Origin of the sequence: Winogradskyella eximia, from assembly GCF_003386165.1 — a bacterium.
Taxonomy (GTDB): domain Bacteria; phylum Bacteroidota; class Bacteroidia; order Flavobacteriales; family Flavobacteriaceae; genus Winogradskyella; species Winogradskyella eximia.
In genome coordinates this window covers 487916-506042 of the sequence record NZ_QRDV01000002.1, presented here as the reverse complement: position 1 = coordinate 506042, position 18127 = coordinate 487916, and the positions used below count along the sequence as shown (strand labels likewise).

At 32.2% G+C, this 18127-nt stretch carries 18 protein-coding genes; 4 read left to right on the top strand and 14 right to left on the bottom strand.

What is annotated here, in order from left to right; all coding sequences use genetic code 11:
- Positions 1-95 precede the first annotated feature (95 nt).
- From DFQ10_RS07910 to DFQ10_RS07895, 4 genes are all read left to right on the top strand, one after another.
- Entirely contained in the window at positions 96-845 is a 750-nt protein-coding gene (locus DFQ10_RS07910) for a hypothetical protein (protein WP_115816860.1), read from the top strand.
- 274 nt (positions 846-1119) lie between these two features.
- On the top strand, positions 1120-1842 hold the full coding sequence (locus tag DFQ10_RS07905) for a cupin domain-containing protein (RefSeq protein ID WP_115816859.1): 723 nt from the start codon (positions 1120-1122) through the stop codon (positions 1840-1842).
- 162 nt (positions 1843-2004) lie between these two features.
- A complete protein-coding gene (locus tag DFQ10_RS07900; protein ID WP_115816858.1) occupies positions 2005-2871 on the top strand; it encodes a helix-turn-helix domain-containing protein in 867 nt (288 codons plus the stop codon).
- Between the two features lie 32 nt (positions 2872-2903).
- On the top strand, positions 2904-4043 hold the full coding sequence (locus DFQ10_RS07895; RefSeq protein ID WP_115816857.1) for an acyl-CoA dehydrogenase family protein: 1140 nt from the start codon (positions 2904-2906) through the stop codon (positions 4041-4043).
- A 64-nt stretch (positions 4044-4107) separates the two neighbouring features.
- On the opposite strand, the gene DFQ10_RS07890 is transcribed toward DFQ10_RS07895, so the two are convergent.
- The 14 genes from DFQ10_RS07890 to DFQ10_RS07825 form a co-directional block, all read right to left on the bottom strand.
- A complete protein-coding gene (locus DFQ10_RS07890; RefSeq protein WP_115816856.1) occupies positions 4108-4980 on the bottom strand; it encodes a hypothetical protein in 873 nt (290 codons plus the stop codon).
- 102 nt (positions 4981-5082) lie between these two features.
- Complete coding sequence (locus DFQ10_RS07885) at positions 5083-6318, bottom strand: ATP-binding cassette domain-containing protein (protein WP_115816855.1); 1236 nt, start codon at positions 6316-6318, stop codon at positions 5083-5085.
- Between the two features lie 60 nt (positions 6319-6378).
- Positions 6379-7470 carry a hypothetical protein gene (locus DFQ10_RS07880; RefSeq protein WP_115816854.1) on the bottom strand — a complete coding sequence of 364 codons (1092 nt, stop codon included), beginning with the start codon at positions 7468-7470 and terminating at the stop codon, positions 6379-6381.
- A gap of 176 nt (positions 7471-7646) precedes the next feature.
- Positions 7647-10136: a DEAD/DEAH box helicase gene (locus DFQ10_RS07875; RefSeq protein ID WP_115816853.1), complete on the bottom strand. Its 2490-nt coding sequence runs from the start codon at positions 10134-10136 to the stop codon at positions 7647-7649.
- On the bottom strand, positions 10133-10930 hold the full coding sequence (locus tag DFQ10_RS07870; protein ID WP_115816852.1) for a Hachiman antiphage defense system protein HamA: 798 nt from the start codon (positions 10928-10930) through the stop codon (positions 10133-10135). Before DFQ10_RS07870 ends, DFQ10_RS07875 begins: the two co-directional genes overlap by 4 nt.
- Positions 10931-11114: 184 nt before the next feature.
- Entirely contained in the window at positions 11115-11939 is an 825-nt protein-coding gene (locus tag DFQ10_RS07865; RefSeq protein WP_115816851.1) for a hypothetical protein, read from the bottom strand.
- A gap of 2 nt (positions 11940-11941) precedes the next feature.
- Complete coding sequence (locus tag DFQ10_RS18710; RefSeq protein ID WP_245940650.1) at positions 11942-12265, bottom strand: hypothetical protein; 324 nt, start codon at positions 12263-12265, stop codon at positions 11942-11944.
- Positions 12266-12807: 542 nt separating this feature from the next.
- On the bottom strand, positions 12808-13812 hold the full coding sequence (locus tag DFQ10_RS07855; RefSeq protein ID WP_115816849.1) for an NAD-dependent epimerase/dehydratase family protein: 1005 nt from the start codon (positions 13810-13812) through the stop codon (positions 12808-12810).
- 62 nt (positions 13813-13874) lie between these two features.
- Positions 13875-14444, bottom strand: a complete 570-nt coding sequence (locus DFQ10_RS07850) for a Crp/Fnr family transcriptional regulator (protein ID WP_115816848.1) — start codon at positions 14442-14444, stop codon at positions 13875-13877.
- Positions 14445-14778: 334 nt separating this feature from the next.
- Entirely contained in the window at positions 14779-15168 is a 390-nt protein-coding gene (locus DFQ10_RS07845) for a nuclear transport factor 2 family protein (RefSeq protein ID WP_115816847.1), read from the bottom strand.
- Between the two features lie 68 nt (positions 15169-15236).
- Positions 15237-16127: an MBL fold metallo-hydrolase gene (locus tag DFQ10_RS07840; RefSeq protein ID WP_115816846.1), complete on the bottom strand. Its 891-nt coding sequence runs from the start codon at positions 16125-16127 to the stop codon at positions 15237-15239.
- A gap of 83 nt (positions 16128-16210) precedes the next feature.
- Positions 16211-16792 (bottom strand): Crp/Fnr family transcriptional regulator, encoded by a 582-nt coding sequence (locus tag DFQ10_RS07835; protein ID WP_115816845.1) that lies wholly within the window; start codon positions 16790-16792, stop codon positions 16211-16213.
- Between the two features lie 207 nt (positions 16793-16999).
- Complete coding sequence (locus DFQ10_RS07830) at positions 17000-17410, bottom strand: DoxX family protein (protein ID WP_115816844.1); 411 nt, start codon at positions 17408-17410, stop codon at positions 17000-17002.
- Between the two features lie 83 nt (positions 17411-17493).
- The gene (locus DFQ10_RS07825; RefSeq protein WP_115816843.1) at positions 17494-17967 is read right to left on the bottom strand and encodes a Crp/Fnr family transcriptional regulator; all 474 of its coding nucleotides are present in this window, start codon (positions 17965-17967) and stop codon (positions 17494-17496) included.
- Between the last annotated feature and the right edge of the window lie 160 nt (positions 17968-18127).

Genomic DNA, 18127 nt, shown 5'->3' with positions numbered 1-18127 from the left:
ACGCTTGTTTTAGTGTATCCTTATTTTAGGTTAAGCTATTATATTTATTTTTGTATATTGCTGTATTGTAAGTGTTTAACTTAAATTGAGGCGTTATGGCACAACAGACCGGAATTATCCCTTTAGTAGGAACCTTGAATGGTATTAATTTTTATTATTTGAATGGGAAACCGATTGCACGACGCGCGGGTGGTGGGTTTAATGGTAAAGCGATAAAGACTAAGGCTAGTATGCAGCGCGTGCGAGAGAACGCCAATGAGTTTGGGCATTGTTCTGCGGTGAATAAAGCGTTTAGATCTGCTTTGGTTCCGTTTTATAAAGGTTATACTTTTACGCATTTTCATAGTCGATTGATGGGTTTGTTTACACGTTTAAAGGCTTTGGATACAACACATAAACGTGGGGAACGCTGTGTTGCTTCTGGGATAGAGCAGGAGCAAGGTCTTCAATTATTACAACAGTTTAACTATACACCAGCGTGCCTTGTACGGCAGGTTTTACCTTTTGAGTTTGGTGTTTCTAACACTGATTTGGCTTTGAGTATTGCTGATTTTGATATTGAAAAGGTGGGCTTTGTAGAAGGTGCTACTCATATTGCGTTGATGTTTGGTGTGTTGGATTTTGATTTTAACAGCTTGGTTTACGAGATGCATATGGCTACAACTTTGGTTTTAGATCGTTTTTATGCTGGTGCTACGGTGACTTTAGAACCCAATACTTTGCCTAGTGGACTTGGTACTACGCTATGTGTGCTTGGTGTGCGGTTTTACCAAGAGGTTGATGGAGCTTTGTATGTTTTAAATGCTAAAGATAGTGTTGGTATTGCGGTTTTGAAATGTTTGTAGTTGCGGTTTAGATGTGCCTTAAAAACTGTCTAAGGTGTTATTTTTGGCCTTTAGTATTTGTACGTGTACAAGAATTAGCCATACACTATATGCGTTGTTGCCCCTCGTTTTTTATGGTTCAGAATCAAAATGAGGCTGCAATTTCTTTCAAAATTATAGTTTTGACATACTCAGTCAATTTATTGAAAGGCTTGGTCAATTGAGGAGTGTTTATTCTTTTTAATTTTGTATCATAATCAACTTAATCTCTGTAAAACCTTTAAAACAAATCATTATGATTAACAATAAGAATATTATTAAAGTATTGGTATTAGGCGTTTTATTACTCCTATGTAATGTTGTTGTAGGTTGTGGTGAAAAGGCTAACCATGACAAAAAAACTACTGAAGACATCGCCAAAATCTCTATTGATGAAGAACGCATAGCATCACATCATCATGCAGACGACACGGAACCACACACGCATAATCATTCTTCCCAATCTGATACTAGTAAACGCATCATGAATCCAGATTCTATAGAAGAATTGTGGATTTTTCCAGAACGTAAAGACCATCTAGGTTCGGGAGGTATGCTTCAAATTTATATGGATGCTGAAAGTCACCCTAATGCGTCTTCAGGTTTTGCAAAATATGAATTAGGAGTCGGTGGAGCGCTCCCTGAACATAAGCATAATAAAACGGAAGAAATTGCTTATTTTATTTCTGGTGAGGGGATTGTTATCAGTTACGAGAACGCTAAGCGTATAGAGACTGTTGTTAAGGAAGGCTACGTATGGTATACGGCACCAGGGGAATGGCATTCATTTAAAAACACAGGAGATACCCCTTTAAAATTGGTTTTCGCAACGATACCAAATGCTAAACATGGCTTGTTGAATTTCTTTAAAAAAGTAAGTGCATCACCTGGAAAAGCATCTACAGCACTAAGTGCAGAAGAATTTGCAACACTTGCATTAGAAAATGATATGATCTTAAAGCCTGCAAAAATTGATTAGCATTTTAGTTTTACTTTGAATTGGTGGTATCACGCCTGTTATTTATCAATACTCAATTTTACAATGTTCAAAAAACGGAGCTTAATATTTGATATTCTGATTCTTATACGATGATTCTGCTTTAAAATTGTAACTTTAAGCTATCTATATGATTCAAAAACTATGGGAAACGGTTACGATACAGCAAAAAGCAATCCTACATTCAAGAAAATTGAAGTGTCTTCACTTATGTTTTCGGAATATCGATGTATGGAGGAAAAATCGATTTTCACCGCATGGTCTCATCTCAACTACTTTATTTATATATTAGAAGGTAAAAAGAAATGGCGAACATTAGAACATAGCTATATGGCTCATGCTAATGAGGTGCTTTTTGTAAAAAAAGGTGCTAACGTTATTCATAAGTTTTTTGATTCCGATTTTTGTGCCATGGTCATTTTTATTCCGGATGATTATATAAAAGATTTTATTTCCCAAAAACCAGATATAGGCAGCAGTCTAAAAACCAAGATCCCTAGTGATAGTGTGATCCCTCTAAATTTAGATCGGACATTAAATACCTATTTTACATCTATGGTGGAGTACTTTTTTAATCAGGAAAAGCCTTCAAAATATTTGATGGAAATTAAATTTCAGGAATTATTAGTCAATATTTTATCACTTTCATCTAATCCCAAAATTGGGAGTTACTTTAAGCAGATTTCGCAAGATGTAAAGCCCTCTATTCAAAATATCATGGAGGCTAATTTTATATATAATCTATCACTAGATGAGTTTGCCAGACTATCTCATCGCAGCTTAAGTACTTTTAATCGTGATTTTTATAATGTTTACGACACTTCTCCCGGAAAATGGCTGACTAAAAAGCGCCTTCTTCATGCTAAAACATTATTAGAGCATACGCAGCAAAAAATATATGAAGTGGCTTTTGATTGTGGTTTTGAAAGTCCAGCACATTTCACAAGAGTTTTTAAGACTGAACATGGTATTACTCCTTTAAAATTTCAAAAAGCACAACTGTCCGTTTAATAACCGTATAACAATAGGTCTAACTTCTAATTATGGAAATGCATAAAACTAAAGCAACAAAAGCCTCTTCCCAATCCTGGTTGTCTCTTATAGACGCGTTAGGCGAACAATTGGCAGCAAACGGCATTACCCATGACCAGAACGCTACATTTGTGGCCGATAATTATGCCTTGTTAAAAACAAATGGCTATTTAACGGCCATGATTCCTAAAGCCTTGGGTGGAGGTGGAGTGACCTTTAAGGAGATGTGCGACATATTGGTGAAAATTGCCCATTATTGCCCATCTACGGCATTGGCACTTTCTATGCATCAACATCTTCTTGCTGCGAATATTTGGAAATATACACACCATGGCACTGGAGGTTCATTTCTAAAAGACGTGGTTGAGAACAATCTGGTCTTGGTGAGTACAGGTGCACGTGATTGGCTTGATTCTAATGGCACTATGATAAAAACGGATACAGGCTATTTGGTTTCGGGTCGGAAGCAATTTGCTAGCCAATCTTCACAAGGAGATGTTTTGGTGACCAGCATGCCTTATCATGATCCAGAAGAAGGTTGGCAGGTTATCCACTTTACAATTGCTATGACTTCTGAAGGCATTGCGTTATTAGATGATTGGTATACGCTTGGTATGCGTGGAACTGGTTCGCAGACGGTTACCCTTGACAATGTGTTTGTTCCTAATGCTGCTATTGTAATGAAAAGATTGAAAGGCGAATTTCCAATGTTTTGGAATGCTGTGCTTACCGTTGCATTACCATTGACTATGGCACCTTATGTTGGCATTGCTGAGAAAGCCATGACGCTTACGCTTGACACGTTAAAAGTAAAACAACGTAAATCACCTCATATTACTACTATGCTAGGAGATATGAACAATAGCCTTACCTTGGCTAAGGTGCTTCATAACGATATGATTGCCATCACCAATAATTTAGATTTTCAGCCTGAAGCTAAAATGGGTGTTGATATATTGACTAGAAAGACATTGGTTGCTAATGCCTGCAAGGACACGGTGGCTAAAGCTATGGGCATTGTAGGTGGACAAAGTTTTTATAGAAAGCATCACCTTGAACGACTCTTCCGTGATGTACAAGCTGCAAGTTTTCATACATTGCCCGAAAAGGAGCAGCAGCATTTTACTGGAGACTTTTTATTGAAATTGTAACATCTTAGATGTGTTTTTGTGTGATTTGCTTCGCCAGTTTTTCTCAACCTAATATTTTAACACGTTATTTGTTTTTTAAGGTTATCAATCCTTTTTTCTTAATTCGATCGTTTTTCTTTTTTAAAAAGAATCTAATCAATTTATTGTTCCCAAAAATCCCCAATCTTTTTTTCAACTGTAAATCGGCATAATTGTCTGGTACAACATCTTTCGCTAAAACTTTAAAGTACAGATTTGCTAATGCTTTATTTTCTGATGAAAAAGAGGATATGTCATCAGGTAAACGAAGTTTAATTTGATAACGCACATCAGTATCTTTATTTTTTAAGAACTCTTCTAGCAATAATTTTCTTCTTGCTATGCGTAATGTTTTTAATACAACTTTACATTTAGAAACTTCAGATGCAGTCATTTCATAATGCGTTTCTTTATCTCTATCGTAATCACTGTAATAATGACCATTCCATTTAAGGTGATACCCTTTAGTTTCACAAGGACCATCACCTTTACTCACGCTTACAAGTGGTGATCTTGCCCAATAATAAGCTTTGCAAACACCTATTTTTGTTTCATTATTTCCATTTTGAAAGTGTAGGTTTAAGGATTCAAATACGCGTTCAAAACCAAAAACTCTTAAACACGGTTCAATAAAATATCTATTAGCACTTGGATTTGTTTCATGGATTGCCGCTTCAATAAATGGTTGAAATAGTTGCTCTGGAATAATGTCTAATTTTGAAAATAGATTTACAACAAACCATTTTTTCTCATTATGCTTTAAAAATGCTTTGAAAGTATCCATGTCTTGTTTTGACCAGATGTATTTTGAATTACGAATGTCGTTTACAATGTCATAAAATTTGGATGTATTTTGAGTTTGAATGTCTTCATCTTCACTAGTTAAACTCCATATATTATAAATTTTATTTAGTGTCATTTCTTCTGTGTTGCAAAGTGCTTGGTTAAACACCTAATTTAGCAAATAAAAACCGAATTCATCCAAGCATAGCCAACTAGCAACACAACACTGCGCTAGTTGTTATTTCTGGACACCTAGAGAACCATTGGGAGAAGGGTAAAGGGCATAGGTAAAATCTGGATGGATATTAGGCTCATCGCGATGTGAAACAAACAAAATACTGGTCTCACTTTCTTTTGCTATTTTGTTTATTAACGCAGAAATAAGTGCTGTGCCTTCATCATCGACATTAATTAAGGGCTCATCTAAGATTAATAAAGGAGGATGCTTAATCATTGCTCTGGCTATTAATATTAAACGTTGAACGGCTGGTGATAATTTAAGAAATGCCGTGTTTTTTTGGTGACTTAAATTTAAAACGTACATCCACTGTGCAGCCGTATGTATTTGTGCCGTAGTTGGTGATTGATATAAGCCAACACTATCAAAAAAGCCCGAAATAATCATTTGCTCTACGGTATAGCTTCGTTTAAATAAGTCTAACATTGAAGGGCTTATGTATCCAATTTTCTGTTTTATTTCCCAAACACTTTCACCACTGCCTTTTTTATTACCAAAGAGATATACCTCTTGGCCATAGGCTTTGGTATTGTTTCCATAAATCATAGATAGTAAGGTCGTTTTACCAGAGCCATTAGGACCTATTAAATGCCAGAATTCCTTTTTTTTAATGGTCCAGTTGATATCTTTTAGAATGCAACGATCCTCATAACTCACCTGTATATTCTTAAGCTCTACGAGCACTTCTGGCATATTGGAGTAGGCTGTTATTGCAGGTGGAATGTCTTTATTAAAAACAAATTCCTTTTTATTAAAATGATAGTCTGCAATGGGTACTACGGTTTTAAGCTCCGCTTTTTCAAAAGTAATGGCATGGGTGATTACGGGTAAGAGATCATCTTTTCTGTTGAAAATAAATACAATAGGCCTGTCTTTAGACAAGGCTATTAATTGCTGTTTCAATTGAGACACAGACGCTTTGTCTAAGGTTTCATAAGGATTGTTTAATACTATAAAATCTGGATTTTGTTGCAGTAAATAAGCCAATAATGCTTTTTTTTGCTCACCAGTAGATAATGTTCTAAGGCTTCTGTTTTTTCCCGATGTTAACTCAAAATTATCGTGTTTTTCTTCTTCTTGGATATAGGTTTCTAAAATAGAATTTGAAAACAACACCCCTTTTTTGCCTTCTAATCCTGGTAATTTATACGAGCCATTAAGTAAGTGCGATAACCAATGCTTTTGTGGTGAATGTGCAGTGTCTTCAATGGCGTAATGCTGATGTAATGGTGTCATGTGTTCTTTAATTGGGAAGTATAGTTGTACGCTTTCTTATGGTTTTAGTGGTTGTTCCTTTTATTCTCTATTCATTTGTTGAAATGCGCTTATCTCTGCAATAGCTTGAAAAACATCGTCTTGATCCGATCTTTTCTTCCAACCTTTTTGTGATAGTTCAGCTCTTACTTCACTTTCTAATTTTCCCATATCAAAAAGATAAATTGTGTATTCGAGAACCTCTTCTGGAATTTTTTCAATTATAAAATTGGCTGTAGTTCCTGCAATTTTTGCAATCGCTAAAAAGTAAGGAAACACTATTTGAAACAGCCAACTTAAAGTAAGTCCAATCCATCCTGTATTTAAATCTTTTAGAGTTAAGCCATGCTCCAATTGCATTTTTATAAATTCGAAAAAGCCAATTCCAGGAATATTGTTTTCTGAAATCATCCATTTGTACGCAGTAAACTGACTGGTAATAAACATTATAATTAACATGCCACCAACCATAAACTGAATTGATTTAAATTCAACGTAATTAGTTTTCTTTAAAACTTCTCCAAATAAATATCCGATGCCAATGCCAATACAGAGTTCATAAATGCCAATAATATAGATGAAATAAACAGATAAAAATGCAACAAAATATCCAAATAGAATCGCGATAATGAGACCACCAATTATTGATAACGTTACATTAGGTTTTGGAAATTCTTTGGGTTTTGGTAATTCTGTTGGAATTTCATAATCAGCCCAACTGTCTTGTTGCTCTAGTTCTGTTTCTAATTCTACAAGTTTTCCACTTTCATTATATTCAGTGGCTAATTTTTTAAAAAGGAGAATAAATAAACCTGTTCTTTTTGAATTTCTACCGAAATCAGTAAAATTTCCACCTTTAACAGTTTTGCTATGAACTTCTATTCTCCCAGAAACCTTTTTTGTAATGGTTATTTTCTCGGTCAGTTTATTCCAGTTGGCTTTTATTTTAGCTTCAACGGAATTTTTATCTTTAAAAACAACAGGCCATTCTAATATTTTAAAAACCTCAATGGTTAACGGAATTATTTGACTCTCTTTAATGTCTGTTTTAAAAGATTCAGAACATTCAGGTTTGTATTTAAAACTGTATTTTCTTTTTATTGTCGCTTGTAGGTTTTCTAATTCTGCGTTCATTTTGGGATTACTGGCAATTTGTTTGTGTATGGTTTGCTTTGCTTGTGTGCTGCGCTTGGGTGTGGCTTGGTTACGGACGTAATTTAGTAAATACAAATTGAATATGAAATTCGAGAGGATTTTCGTAAGTAGGCTAGAATTAGCAATGGATTATATACGGTGTTGACAGAAGTTACTTATTGTTCATTTATATGATATTTTATTTCGAAAATAAGAATTTTATTCTCTCCATTTATTTCCATTTCATTTATTATTTCGTCTCTAATTATTATTTTATCTAGTAGGTAATTTATAACAACTAAGTTTTGGTATTCTTCCTTTGTAATAGCTTTAGCAAGTTCAATAGAAAAACCGTTTTTTAATAATGTAATAATTCTTTTGTCAGAACTTCCGTATTTAACTTGTTCATAAAAGTCAATATCAATAAGTTTTAATTCAGCAAGTATATCTATATACTTTAAAAGATTAAACTCTACAAAATCTTGCTCTTCTTTTATTCTAATAATTGCAATGTTTATTCTATCAATATTATCCCTTTTTCTTAAATCTATATAAAGAGGTTGATGGTCTGTGAAATTTCTTTTGTCTGTACCCCATTTTGTTCCAACATAAATCAATAAGTTTTCTCCTCTCAGTGAACTCCAATAACTTATAAAACTGCCTATCATTTCTTTATAAGAAGCACTTGAACTCCTCCAATTTAAAATCATAGCATAGAATCTTCTTGCAGCAGGATATTTTAAACGATTAATATTATTATCAGTAATATTAATTTCATTGAAAAATATAGAATATATAGCTTCGATTAATTGATTACTATCTTTAATTATAGGAAATAAAGTAGATTTGTAATTAGCAAGATTCATTATTAATCTTGGTTCTGATAGCTTGATATCAAAATCAAAAATATTGTTTTTAAAACACAATTTTGCAATCTCAGATTGGACATAATTTACATCTTCTAAATCTGTTGAATTAGGTTCAATGTTTTCTAAATATTCTAAAGACTTATTGAGATTGTCTTTTTGAGATTCGTTTAATGTATCCTTATCTTTTAATAATAAATTATTTACTTCATCATTTATTTTTATCTCGGTACGTGCTCTTGTAGTTATGAAATTTTCAATATTTGCTCTTTTATTTTCGAATTTACTTTTGATTACATAAACTTTAGGCTCAAGCAGTTTTAAATTACCATTTTCAGTACTAAATATTTCACTAAATCTATTTACACGACCAATTAAATTTTTAAATTGAGAAGTGGATAAATTTTTACGTCCTTTTTTAGTAGAAAGCAAGAATATTTTTTCGGCAGGAATATTTACTCCTTCTAATAGAGTAGAGCTTGTAATTACAAATTCCAGGTTACTATTTTCACTAAAAATTTTCTCAACATAAAGGCGAATTATTTCAGGCATTCCTCCGTGATGATAAACTATACCTTTTTTAATACATTTTATTAAATTATAGTCAGGATGAATAAAGTCTGATATTGTGGCTACAATTTCATTATTTATTATTTCGCTATTAGTATTATTATTGGCAAGTTCAACTGAAAATTCTTCTATATGTTTTGGACGATTTAGATATATTATATTTTTACTTGATTTCTCACCATTTAACAAATCAATTGTATTATTATAATAAGTCGAAGTATTTATAAATTTATTTGAAAATTGCTCGTAAATTTTTAATTCACCAGATGTTTCATATAGATCACAAATTAGATATTTTTCAGTCTTTATAAATTCTTCAGTATTTTGAGATGTAATTTCATAATTTATTTGATTTACTTTTAAATTATCTGGATTTGATATGAAAGGTGAGAAGAAATTGAGGATTATATTATCATTTCTCTTTTTTAATATTATTATTGTTTGTGCCAAAAGAATAGACCTACCATCGTCTTCTTTATCACCAAATAAATTATGAGCTTCATCTATAAGTACAATATCTAATTTTAAAGAAGGATTTTTTTGTAATAAGCGTAAAAGCCGTTCTTGAGTCAAAACTGCAACAAAATCTCTTTCACTTCCTTTGTACATTTCTGGGTGAGTAATAATTCTTTGAAGATTATTTTCACTTGAATTTTTTAATAGTCTTTTTTTGGTCTGTGCTAGAAGAGCTTTACTTGGTACAATAACACAAACCTTTTTATCTAAATTAGAGAAAACTTTGGTTACTATAATTTCTGATTTCCCATAAGAAGTAGGTGCTACAAGGACAAAATTTGAGTTATTCTCTGTAGAGAACTCAATTAATTTTTTTTGTCCATTTGATATATAATAATTCTTTTCTCTGAAATTTTCTTGAAATGCAGAAAAAAAGAGATTGAAGAAATGATTGTGTAAATCATCATTAGAATATTTTGATTCAACTAACTTCGATATAGGAATATACCCTTTGTTAATCGCAAAATCATATAAAGGTTTATAATCTGAATATTTATTTGAATAAGTTACAATGATTTTGTATCCAAGTTTTTGTAAATCTAAATCTCCAAAATTTGAAAATATAATAGCATTTTTTAATAAATGAAAAATTTCTGTATTATTTAAATTTTCTCCAAGTTGTAGTTTTATGTAACTTTTTTGAAAGTAAGTCGAAGGTTCGCTTTTTAAAACTTTTCTATATTCTTTTAGCGATATTTCTTTTACACTATTCATATTGCACTAGTAATTTCACTACTTAGGAAATTTGAAACTGTTTCAAAGGCATTTTTTTGAATTGAAATAATTATAACATCTTCAAATATATCTTCAATTTTGGTTGTATTTAAGAAATTAGAAACACTAGCTTCTTCAATTTCATCAATAAGATTATGGTATAAAACAGAAATTAGAATTACATTCTTTTTTTGGATTGGATTTAATTTAGGTGAATCATCAGAAAGTAATTTTTTTAATTCTAATTTTCCTTCATCTTCTTTAATCATTGCAGAAACATCATAAAGAGCACTTTCCCAAAGGGAATTTCGATTTTCATCAATCATTGCTGCAATTCCTGTTTTTGCTCTATTTTGTAATATAAGATTATAAGAAGTTGAATTGTCTGTTCCAGATTCACTTTTCCCGGATTTGACTTCCGAATACCATAATTTATCTTGATCAAGGTGACAATAAATAATATCGAATCCTTTTTTTATACTTTTTTCTTCTTTGTTTTTTAGAATTGATAATGATGTTAAATTATTATCCTCATTATTAAGTAAAATATGTGCTAATAACTCACCAATCATTCCTTTTTTAGTCTCAATTGACTTTGGCGTGAAACGTTCTAAAAAAGATTCTAATGTGTGTTTATAAGAATAATATTCAGGTAAACTATCTGCTTCAGAGAAACCACTCCAAATACCTTGTAATTGCTGTCTAATAATTTGTTTGAATTCGTCAGAGAAAAAATCAATATAATAAATTGAGTAATTTTCATTTTCGATTTTTCTAACTCCTGATATTGGCATTTGTTTTTGTGGTTTGTTATTTAGTTACAGTTTTCTCATTTCTGCTAACGTGTTTGTGTATGATTTCGTTGCGTGTTTTAAGCACTAAAGTTAGCAAATAAATCACAGATAGAAAGTCCGCGAGGACTTTCGTAAGTATGCTATAACTAGCAATGAATTATACACGGTGTTGTAAGCAGTTTTTTTACATCGCTGTAACGGAATTTGCTAATCTTTTTTCATTTCCAATTAGAGTTGTATAATAACGTTGTTCAATCCCATATAATAATTGTTTAAGATTTTCTTCTGTTCCAATAGTAAAGCATTCTTCGTCATCTGAAAATTCTAATTCATTGCAATATTCTTTAATATAACCATATATTGAATTTCTTTGTGCTGGATTGAAATTATTAAAAGTATCCATCGCCATCGCTATTCTTTTTCTATTTGCTTTTTTAACTTTTGTAGCATCATAATCATCTACAAGATTTATAAAGTCATTTTCCAAAAAAGTTTCTGTATCAGCTTGCGTTGCCTCTCGGTAAAGTTCTCCAATACCTGTAAAAATCGTTGTGATGGAAGTCAATTTTTTGAAATATAATATGTCATCAGTTTTATCATAAATTGCATCAGCTATATCCTTAATTACGATAATAGGATTTTCTGAATGTAATTCTGGTTCGTTATTTAATGGAAACCATTTTCTATTTATGGTTTGACTTTTCGATAATTTTTGAAAAAAGTAATAACGGTCATTTTGATAGGAACATAGATAGCTTAAACTTGAATAATCTGCATTAACGATTTGGTTATATTCTGCTGAATTAAAATCGTTTGTAAGAAAGTCTATTATATATTCTGTTTCAGATAATTCGCCAATTGCAAACCACTCATCATCTTCTAATTTATAATCGGTATCATACTCGTGAGGATTGTCTAAATCATCAGGTAGCTCGAATACATTTTCATCAGACATTATTTTAACAAATTGTCCGTTTTGTCTTGATTTTTTGGCAAGTAAATGATTCATAATTATTTAGTTAAATCTATAAATGTAAAATTATTAATTCTTCTTAACTGTTCAAATTCTGTGTTCTTTGGGTCTTTTAAAACTCTACGAGTAATGATGAAAATTTTTATTTCATTCGTGGTTGTCAAATAATAGAAATGATACTTAAATATTAAAAAAAGCGGATTGAAATATAATGTTTGAGATAAAAAAGTAAAAACAAACAGAATTGCAAATACAAAGATTAATGTGTCAATATATGGTATGCTTAGTGCAACAAAAAAGTATCCTAAATAACTTGGTAAAAAAGCATTATTAGCTTGTTCAATACTTTTTATAGTTCCCATAGAAATATTGTCTTTGCTTAAATATCTCGCAATTATAAGGCTTAAAAAAGTCAATAAAATTGGAATTAGAAAATACAAAACATAGGAAATGTAATTTGGAAGTCCTAAAAGGTAGCAATTCAAATTGTTAATGAGAACTTCTTCTTTTACCAGATAAACAACAATAATCAATGAGGTAGCGTTGAAAGTCAATAAGAGCCTATAAATAAAATTCATTCTTTATGTTTATTGGTTTGGTTAAATTGCTTACAACTCGTCATATAATAACTTTTATGACTCATATCCCCTAAATATACCAAGTTAATCCTAACATTTATACATTAAAGAGCTATCACAAACATAATCGTTATTTATAAGTCAATCAATACGTAGAACTACGTATATTTTTTAAATACAAAAGCGAAGCTACAACCTTCTGTTTTAGATTCATTACGGTAAACCGTAGCCGTAAACTATAAAAAACAAAACCGTATAACACCTAAAAACCACCTTGCTTTCGCAATGTGGTTTTATGATTAAACTATAGTATACTCTTTGTTGCTTTACTGCGCTTTCCAGTCCGTTTTTAAGTAGGTCAGTGCTTCTTCTAAAGCTTGTTTTGATGGTTTAGGATTAAAGTTGAGTTCTTTTTTAGATTTACTAATGTCATAGTCTTGTTTTAGTCCATAAAACATATCTAAATAATGCCGTTGCAATAAGGGTTCTTTTCCTGTGAGTTTACTGCTGAATTCCATGAGGCCAGCAACCGTGTACAATAGGCATTTGGGTACTTTTTTAGGGGTTTTTAGGTTTAATTCTGGATACAGATTTGCCGCTATGTTTACACTGTCTTGTAATGTGGTGTGTGTTGGGTTAGAGAGAATATAGCGTTCTTGGTCTTTGCCTTTTAGCATGGCTTGGTATGCGCCAAAAGCCACATCTTTTACATCTATCCAGTTTAAGGTGACATTGGTGTCTACAGGGATTTCGCCTTTTAAAATTTGATACACTAAGTTGTTAGAATAACTGAGTTTGTGGGCATGGCTGCCAATCATTGCCGATGGTAAAATGAGAACGGTTCTGATGTTGTATTTTCTACCTAAGGCTAAAGCCAGTTGATCTGAATCGTTTTTAGAATTGTAATACCAATTTCTTCGGTCTGTATTATAACCGTTATTTACGTTAGCAGGCAAGGTGTTAAAGTCTAATGCTGCTACAGAACTTACATAGACGATGTTTTTAATGCCACATGCTTTGGCGATATCGAACACATTTTGTGTGCCTTTTAGGTTGTTGTCGTAAATCTCCGTTTTTGGATCTTTTGCCCACATGCTAAAGTTGGCGGCTACGGCATAGATGTGCGTGACGTCTTTACATGCTTTTCTTAGGGTTGCTTTGTCTAGAAGATCTGCTTGTACCACCTCAACATTTAAACCTTTAAAAGGTGCGGTGTTATTTAAATCTCTAACGGTAGTTCTTACGTTTTGGTTTTTGGATAGTAACAAACGGATTAGATTGTTTGCTAAATGGCCATTGCCACCTGTTACTAAGGCTAAGTCTTTGCTCATAACTATTGTTTTATTGTTTGAGCAAAGGTCTGCCGTAATGCCGTGTTGAAAAATAACAAATGTTAGATAGTGATCTGTTTTCTAATCCGGCTTAAGGATTGTGGTTCCATACCTAAGAAGGAAGCGATATTGTCTATAGAGACGTTTAGGGCTAGTTTAGGCTGTTGTGTTATAAATTTTAGATAGCGTTCTTTAGCTGTTAATACTTGGAAATCTTTAACGCGTTCTATTTTGCAATTGAGATGCTCGTTGGTGACCGTTTTTATAAAGTCGCTCCAAAATGTCGATTGCGCTTGAATTAACTCGAAATCTGGTTTAGAGATTTTAAGTAGTTTACAATCGGTAATGGTTTCGTAATAGTCTGGAGCAGGAGTTTCAGTCATAAAACTCTCTAGGGAGGTGAAAAAGTCGTGTTCGGCTACTAAATGTTGCACTACAATTTTACCATCTACATTTTCATAGCCTTTTACAATGCCTTCACTTAGAAAATACACATAGCGTTCTGTTTTTCCGGCTTCTAAGAGTAGGGTGTTGGCTGGTACATTTTGGGAGGTAAAATAGGTTTCCACTAAACTGCTATCGGTTTGCGATAGGGCACATCGCGATTGGATATAGTTGTGTAAGTTTTTCATGGGTATGATTTAAATAGTGTTTGTGTATGGTTAAGCACCTAATTTAGCAAATATATCACAGATAGCATGTTCCGCAGGAATGCTAGTAAGTTGGCAGTGCACTACCCAATTAATTATACATGGTTTTACCTGCTGGCTTTTTTTCTAAATCCATAGTATCCACAAATTAGAGCGAATAATATAATCACACCATTAATTATCTAAAATGTCTATTCATATTCTCTTTTAATTAGTAATTCATAACTTGGTGCAGGCACATTTGTTATAAATCGCAACATTTATTTTATAAGGATTAATTGAGTCCATCTTATTATACGGTGTTGGGCATAGTGTTTTAACGTATTGCTTCGTCAACCAATTTGCTATCTACAAACTGCTCAAAACTGATAATCTTACCATTGTTTAGTTTCCAGATATGGGCAACCCGTGCTTCAAAATACTTGTTCGTTTTTTTATAGGTGCCCGAATATGTGCCATAAGCAACTACTTTGTCTTTGTTTGCTATATAATCTTCGGGTGAAAATTTATAATCAATCCACTCGCTACCTAAGCGTTGAAAAACATTTTCGGTCACACTTTCTAAACCAACATAAGTTCCTGCATAAGGGAAACCTTTGGCTTCTGTCCAACTGATATTTTCAGCAACATGTTTGGCCAAGTTCTTACCGTTTTCTTCTGAAGTTTTACCTTCATATGTACTTTTTATGATTTCTAAATTTGTCATAGTTTGCTGTTTAAACGAACAACTTGACACTACTAAAAGCAATGTCAAGTTGATAATTGTTATAGGTTTTACCATTTCATTTCTCCTGTGTTCACTTTTGCTCCTAGCACTAACGCTGTTTCAAAAGTTAAATTCGGATATTTTGATTTTATTGTTGCTATTAATTCTTCTGAAGTAGTATTGCTTTTTAAAGCTTCTTCATAAAATTGAATGTAATTTTTAGTGTGGTTTACAGCATCAATAGTAAAATCTGAATTTGTATTTGCGTGTGCAGGAATTACTATTTCAGGTTTTAAATCACTGATGGTATTTAGGATTGATACCCAGTTATTACGTGCTTCTGTTGTTTGTGCATCTGCCATCCATACATTAAATGTTGTGCCAAACACATTAATTCCGCCTAAAGCTGTTTTAATTGATGGAATCCATACAAAGGTTCTTTTTGGGAAATCGTCTAATCCAATGATTTCTAGTTTTTCGTCTTCTAACTCAATATAATTTTCTTTTAGAACTTGAGGTAAAATAACGTTAAACGTAATTTTATCACCTAATCTTTCGCCCCAAACTTCTAATTTCTTTTGAGCTGTCGCTTTTATATGTTCTATTGTTGCAGGCGATGCATAAGCCGTAACCTCAGGAAAATATTTCTTGAATACTTCTAATCCGAAATAAAAATCAGGGTCACCATGAGACACATAAATAGTCGTTAAGGTTTTACCTGAGTTTTTGATTTCTTGAGCAACTTGTTCTGCCTCTGCTAATGTAAATTGTGCATCTATTAATACGGCATCGTTTTTACCAGATATAATTACTGATGCTACGCCAAAACTGTTTTCTGATGCGTTGTAAACTTGAAGTTTAAATTTGTTTGTTTCTATTGTTTTAAAACTTTGTGCTTGTGCGTTCATTTTGAATAAAATTAAAATTGTGAATAATGCTGTTGAAATAATTGATTTCATTTTGTTTGTATTTAATGATGGTACAAAGATGCGATCATTACCTACTTCAAAACATTGAACAAGTTCAATAAATGAATTTTTAATTATTTTTTACTAGCTATTTTTCGTCTAATTTTACTCAAAAACTCGTGGCTTATACCCAAGTAAGCGGCAATCTGTAGGTTGGTTAACCGTTGAAAGAGGTTGGGATATTTTTCAATAAAGTCTATATAACGTCGGTCTGCTGTTTTACTTAAATTATCTATGATTCTTCGTTGTAAGGCGATATGTGTTTTTTGAGTCATGACTCTAAACAGTTTCTCTATTTTAGGTATATTGTTATAAGCAAACTCTTTATCTTTTTTTGAAATTAATAATACTTCACTATCCTCTAATGCTTGAATATAAAGTTGTGATGGCGTTTCATTGGTAAAACTGTCGATATCAGTAATCCACCAATTTTCCTGTGCAAAATAGAGTACTTGTTCAAAGCCATTACTATCTATATGATATACTCTAAAAAGCCCTTTAGTAACAAAGCCCTCAAACTTGCAAATTTCACCTTCTTGCATGAGGAAATGTTTTTTTCTAACTTCTTTTTGGTTAAATAAGCTGCAAAAACTTTCTAGCTCTTTTTTTGAAAGTGTAATATGGTTTAATATATTTTGTGTTAGTAATTCTGTCATATTCGAAGGATTTCAATATTACGCCCAACGTTTAGTCTTTAGTATAAGAGTAGTAGCGGATTTATCTGCACTTACATCTCAATAAGCAATATAGTTAAATAAAAGCAATAACGGTTCAAGTTTACACCAGAACCGCTATTGCTTTTATACATTGTTGTATGCCGTTTTTATTCAGCTCACGTAATTTATAAAGCCAGTAATTTCACATTAATTTTTGGCAAGTATAGGTGCTTTTTTTCTTCGTCCCCAAGCAATAAAAAGTGCAAGTCCTAGTAAAATCACATTCATTCCTATTGCAGAGAACTCTCCTCTAGAGGCATGAAATCCACCGGCTAATACCATAACCAAGGCTAAGCCAAGAGCTGCCAATACCGTTAAATTAGGTTTCCATCTGAAAATTGAAGGGATTAATAATCCTAAACCACCCAATAGTTCACTAACTCCTATAAATTTAACCAATGCAAGCGGTGTATTTGCTACCCATGGAAGCGCTTCTGTAAGTGCTTCAACCGGTTGTGTAGCTTTCATTAATCCAGCCATGATAAACATTACGGCTAATAATCCTTGTGCAATCCATAATGCTATATTAATTGCTTTGTTGCTTTTTTGATTTGTCATTATACTTTAAATTTTATTTATAGAACAAAATTCATAGTTTTTGAAAGCCTATGCATTGATGTACATCAAGAAATACTATTGGATTATTTTTTTTTAGAAAGTTCATTTCTGATACGACTCAAGGCTTCAGGTGTAATTCCTAAATAAGAAGCTACCATTTTTAGCGGAACTCTTTGAATAATGTTTGGATACGTTTTAGTAAAATGCTCATACCTTTTTTTTGCATTTGAACTCATTAACATTATAATTCTATTTTGCATAGTATCTAAACGTCTTAATAAGGCAGTTAGGTCTGGACCTTCCTTTAGTAATTCTTCTTTTGTAGCGACATTTATAATGGTGTCTTCAAGAGCATCTATAAATAATTGACAAGGTGTATTGGGTTCACAACTGTCAGCAACTAACCAATTTTCAGGACCAAACATATATATATGTTCTTTCCCTTTATCATCAATTATATAGCTTCTTAACAAACCACTTTCAACAAGAAAAACCTTGGAACTTATATCACCTATTCGTTGTAATACAGCTCCTTTTTTTACGTTTATTTTTTTCAATTTTCAAGTCTTATTAAGGTTTGTTTAAATGGCAAACGTGTTTGTATATGGTTTGTTGCGTGGTTTAGCACGTAATTTAGTAAATAAAAACCGAATAGAAAATCCGCGAGGATTTTCGTAAGTAGGCTAGAACTAGCAATAAATTATATACGGTGTTGTA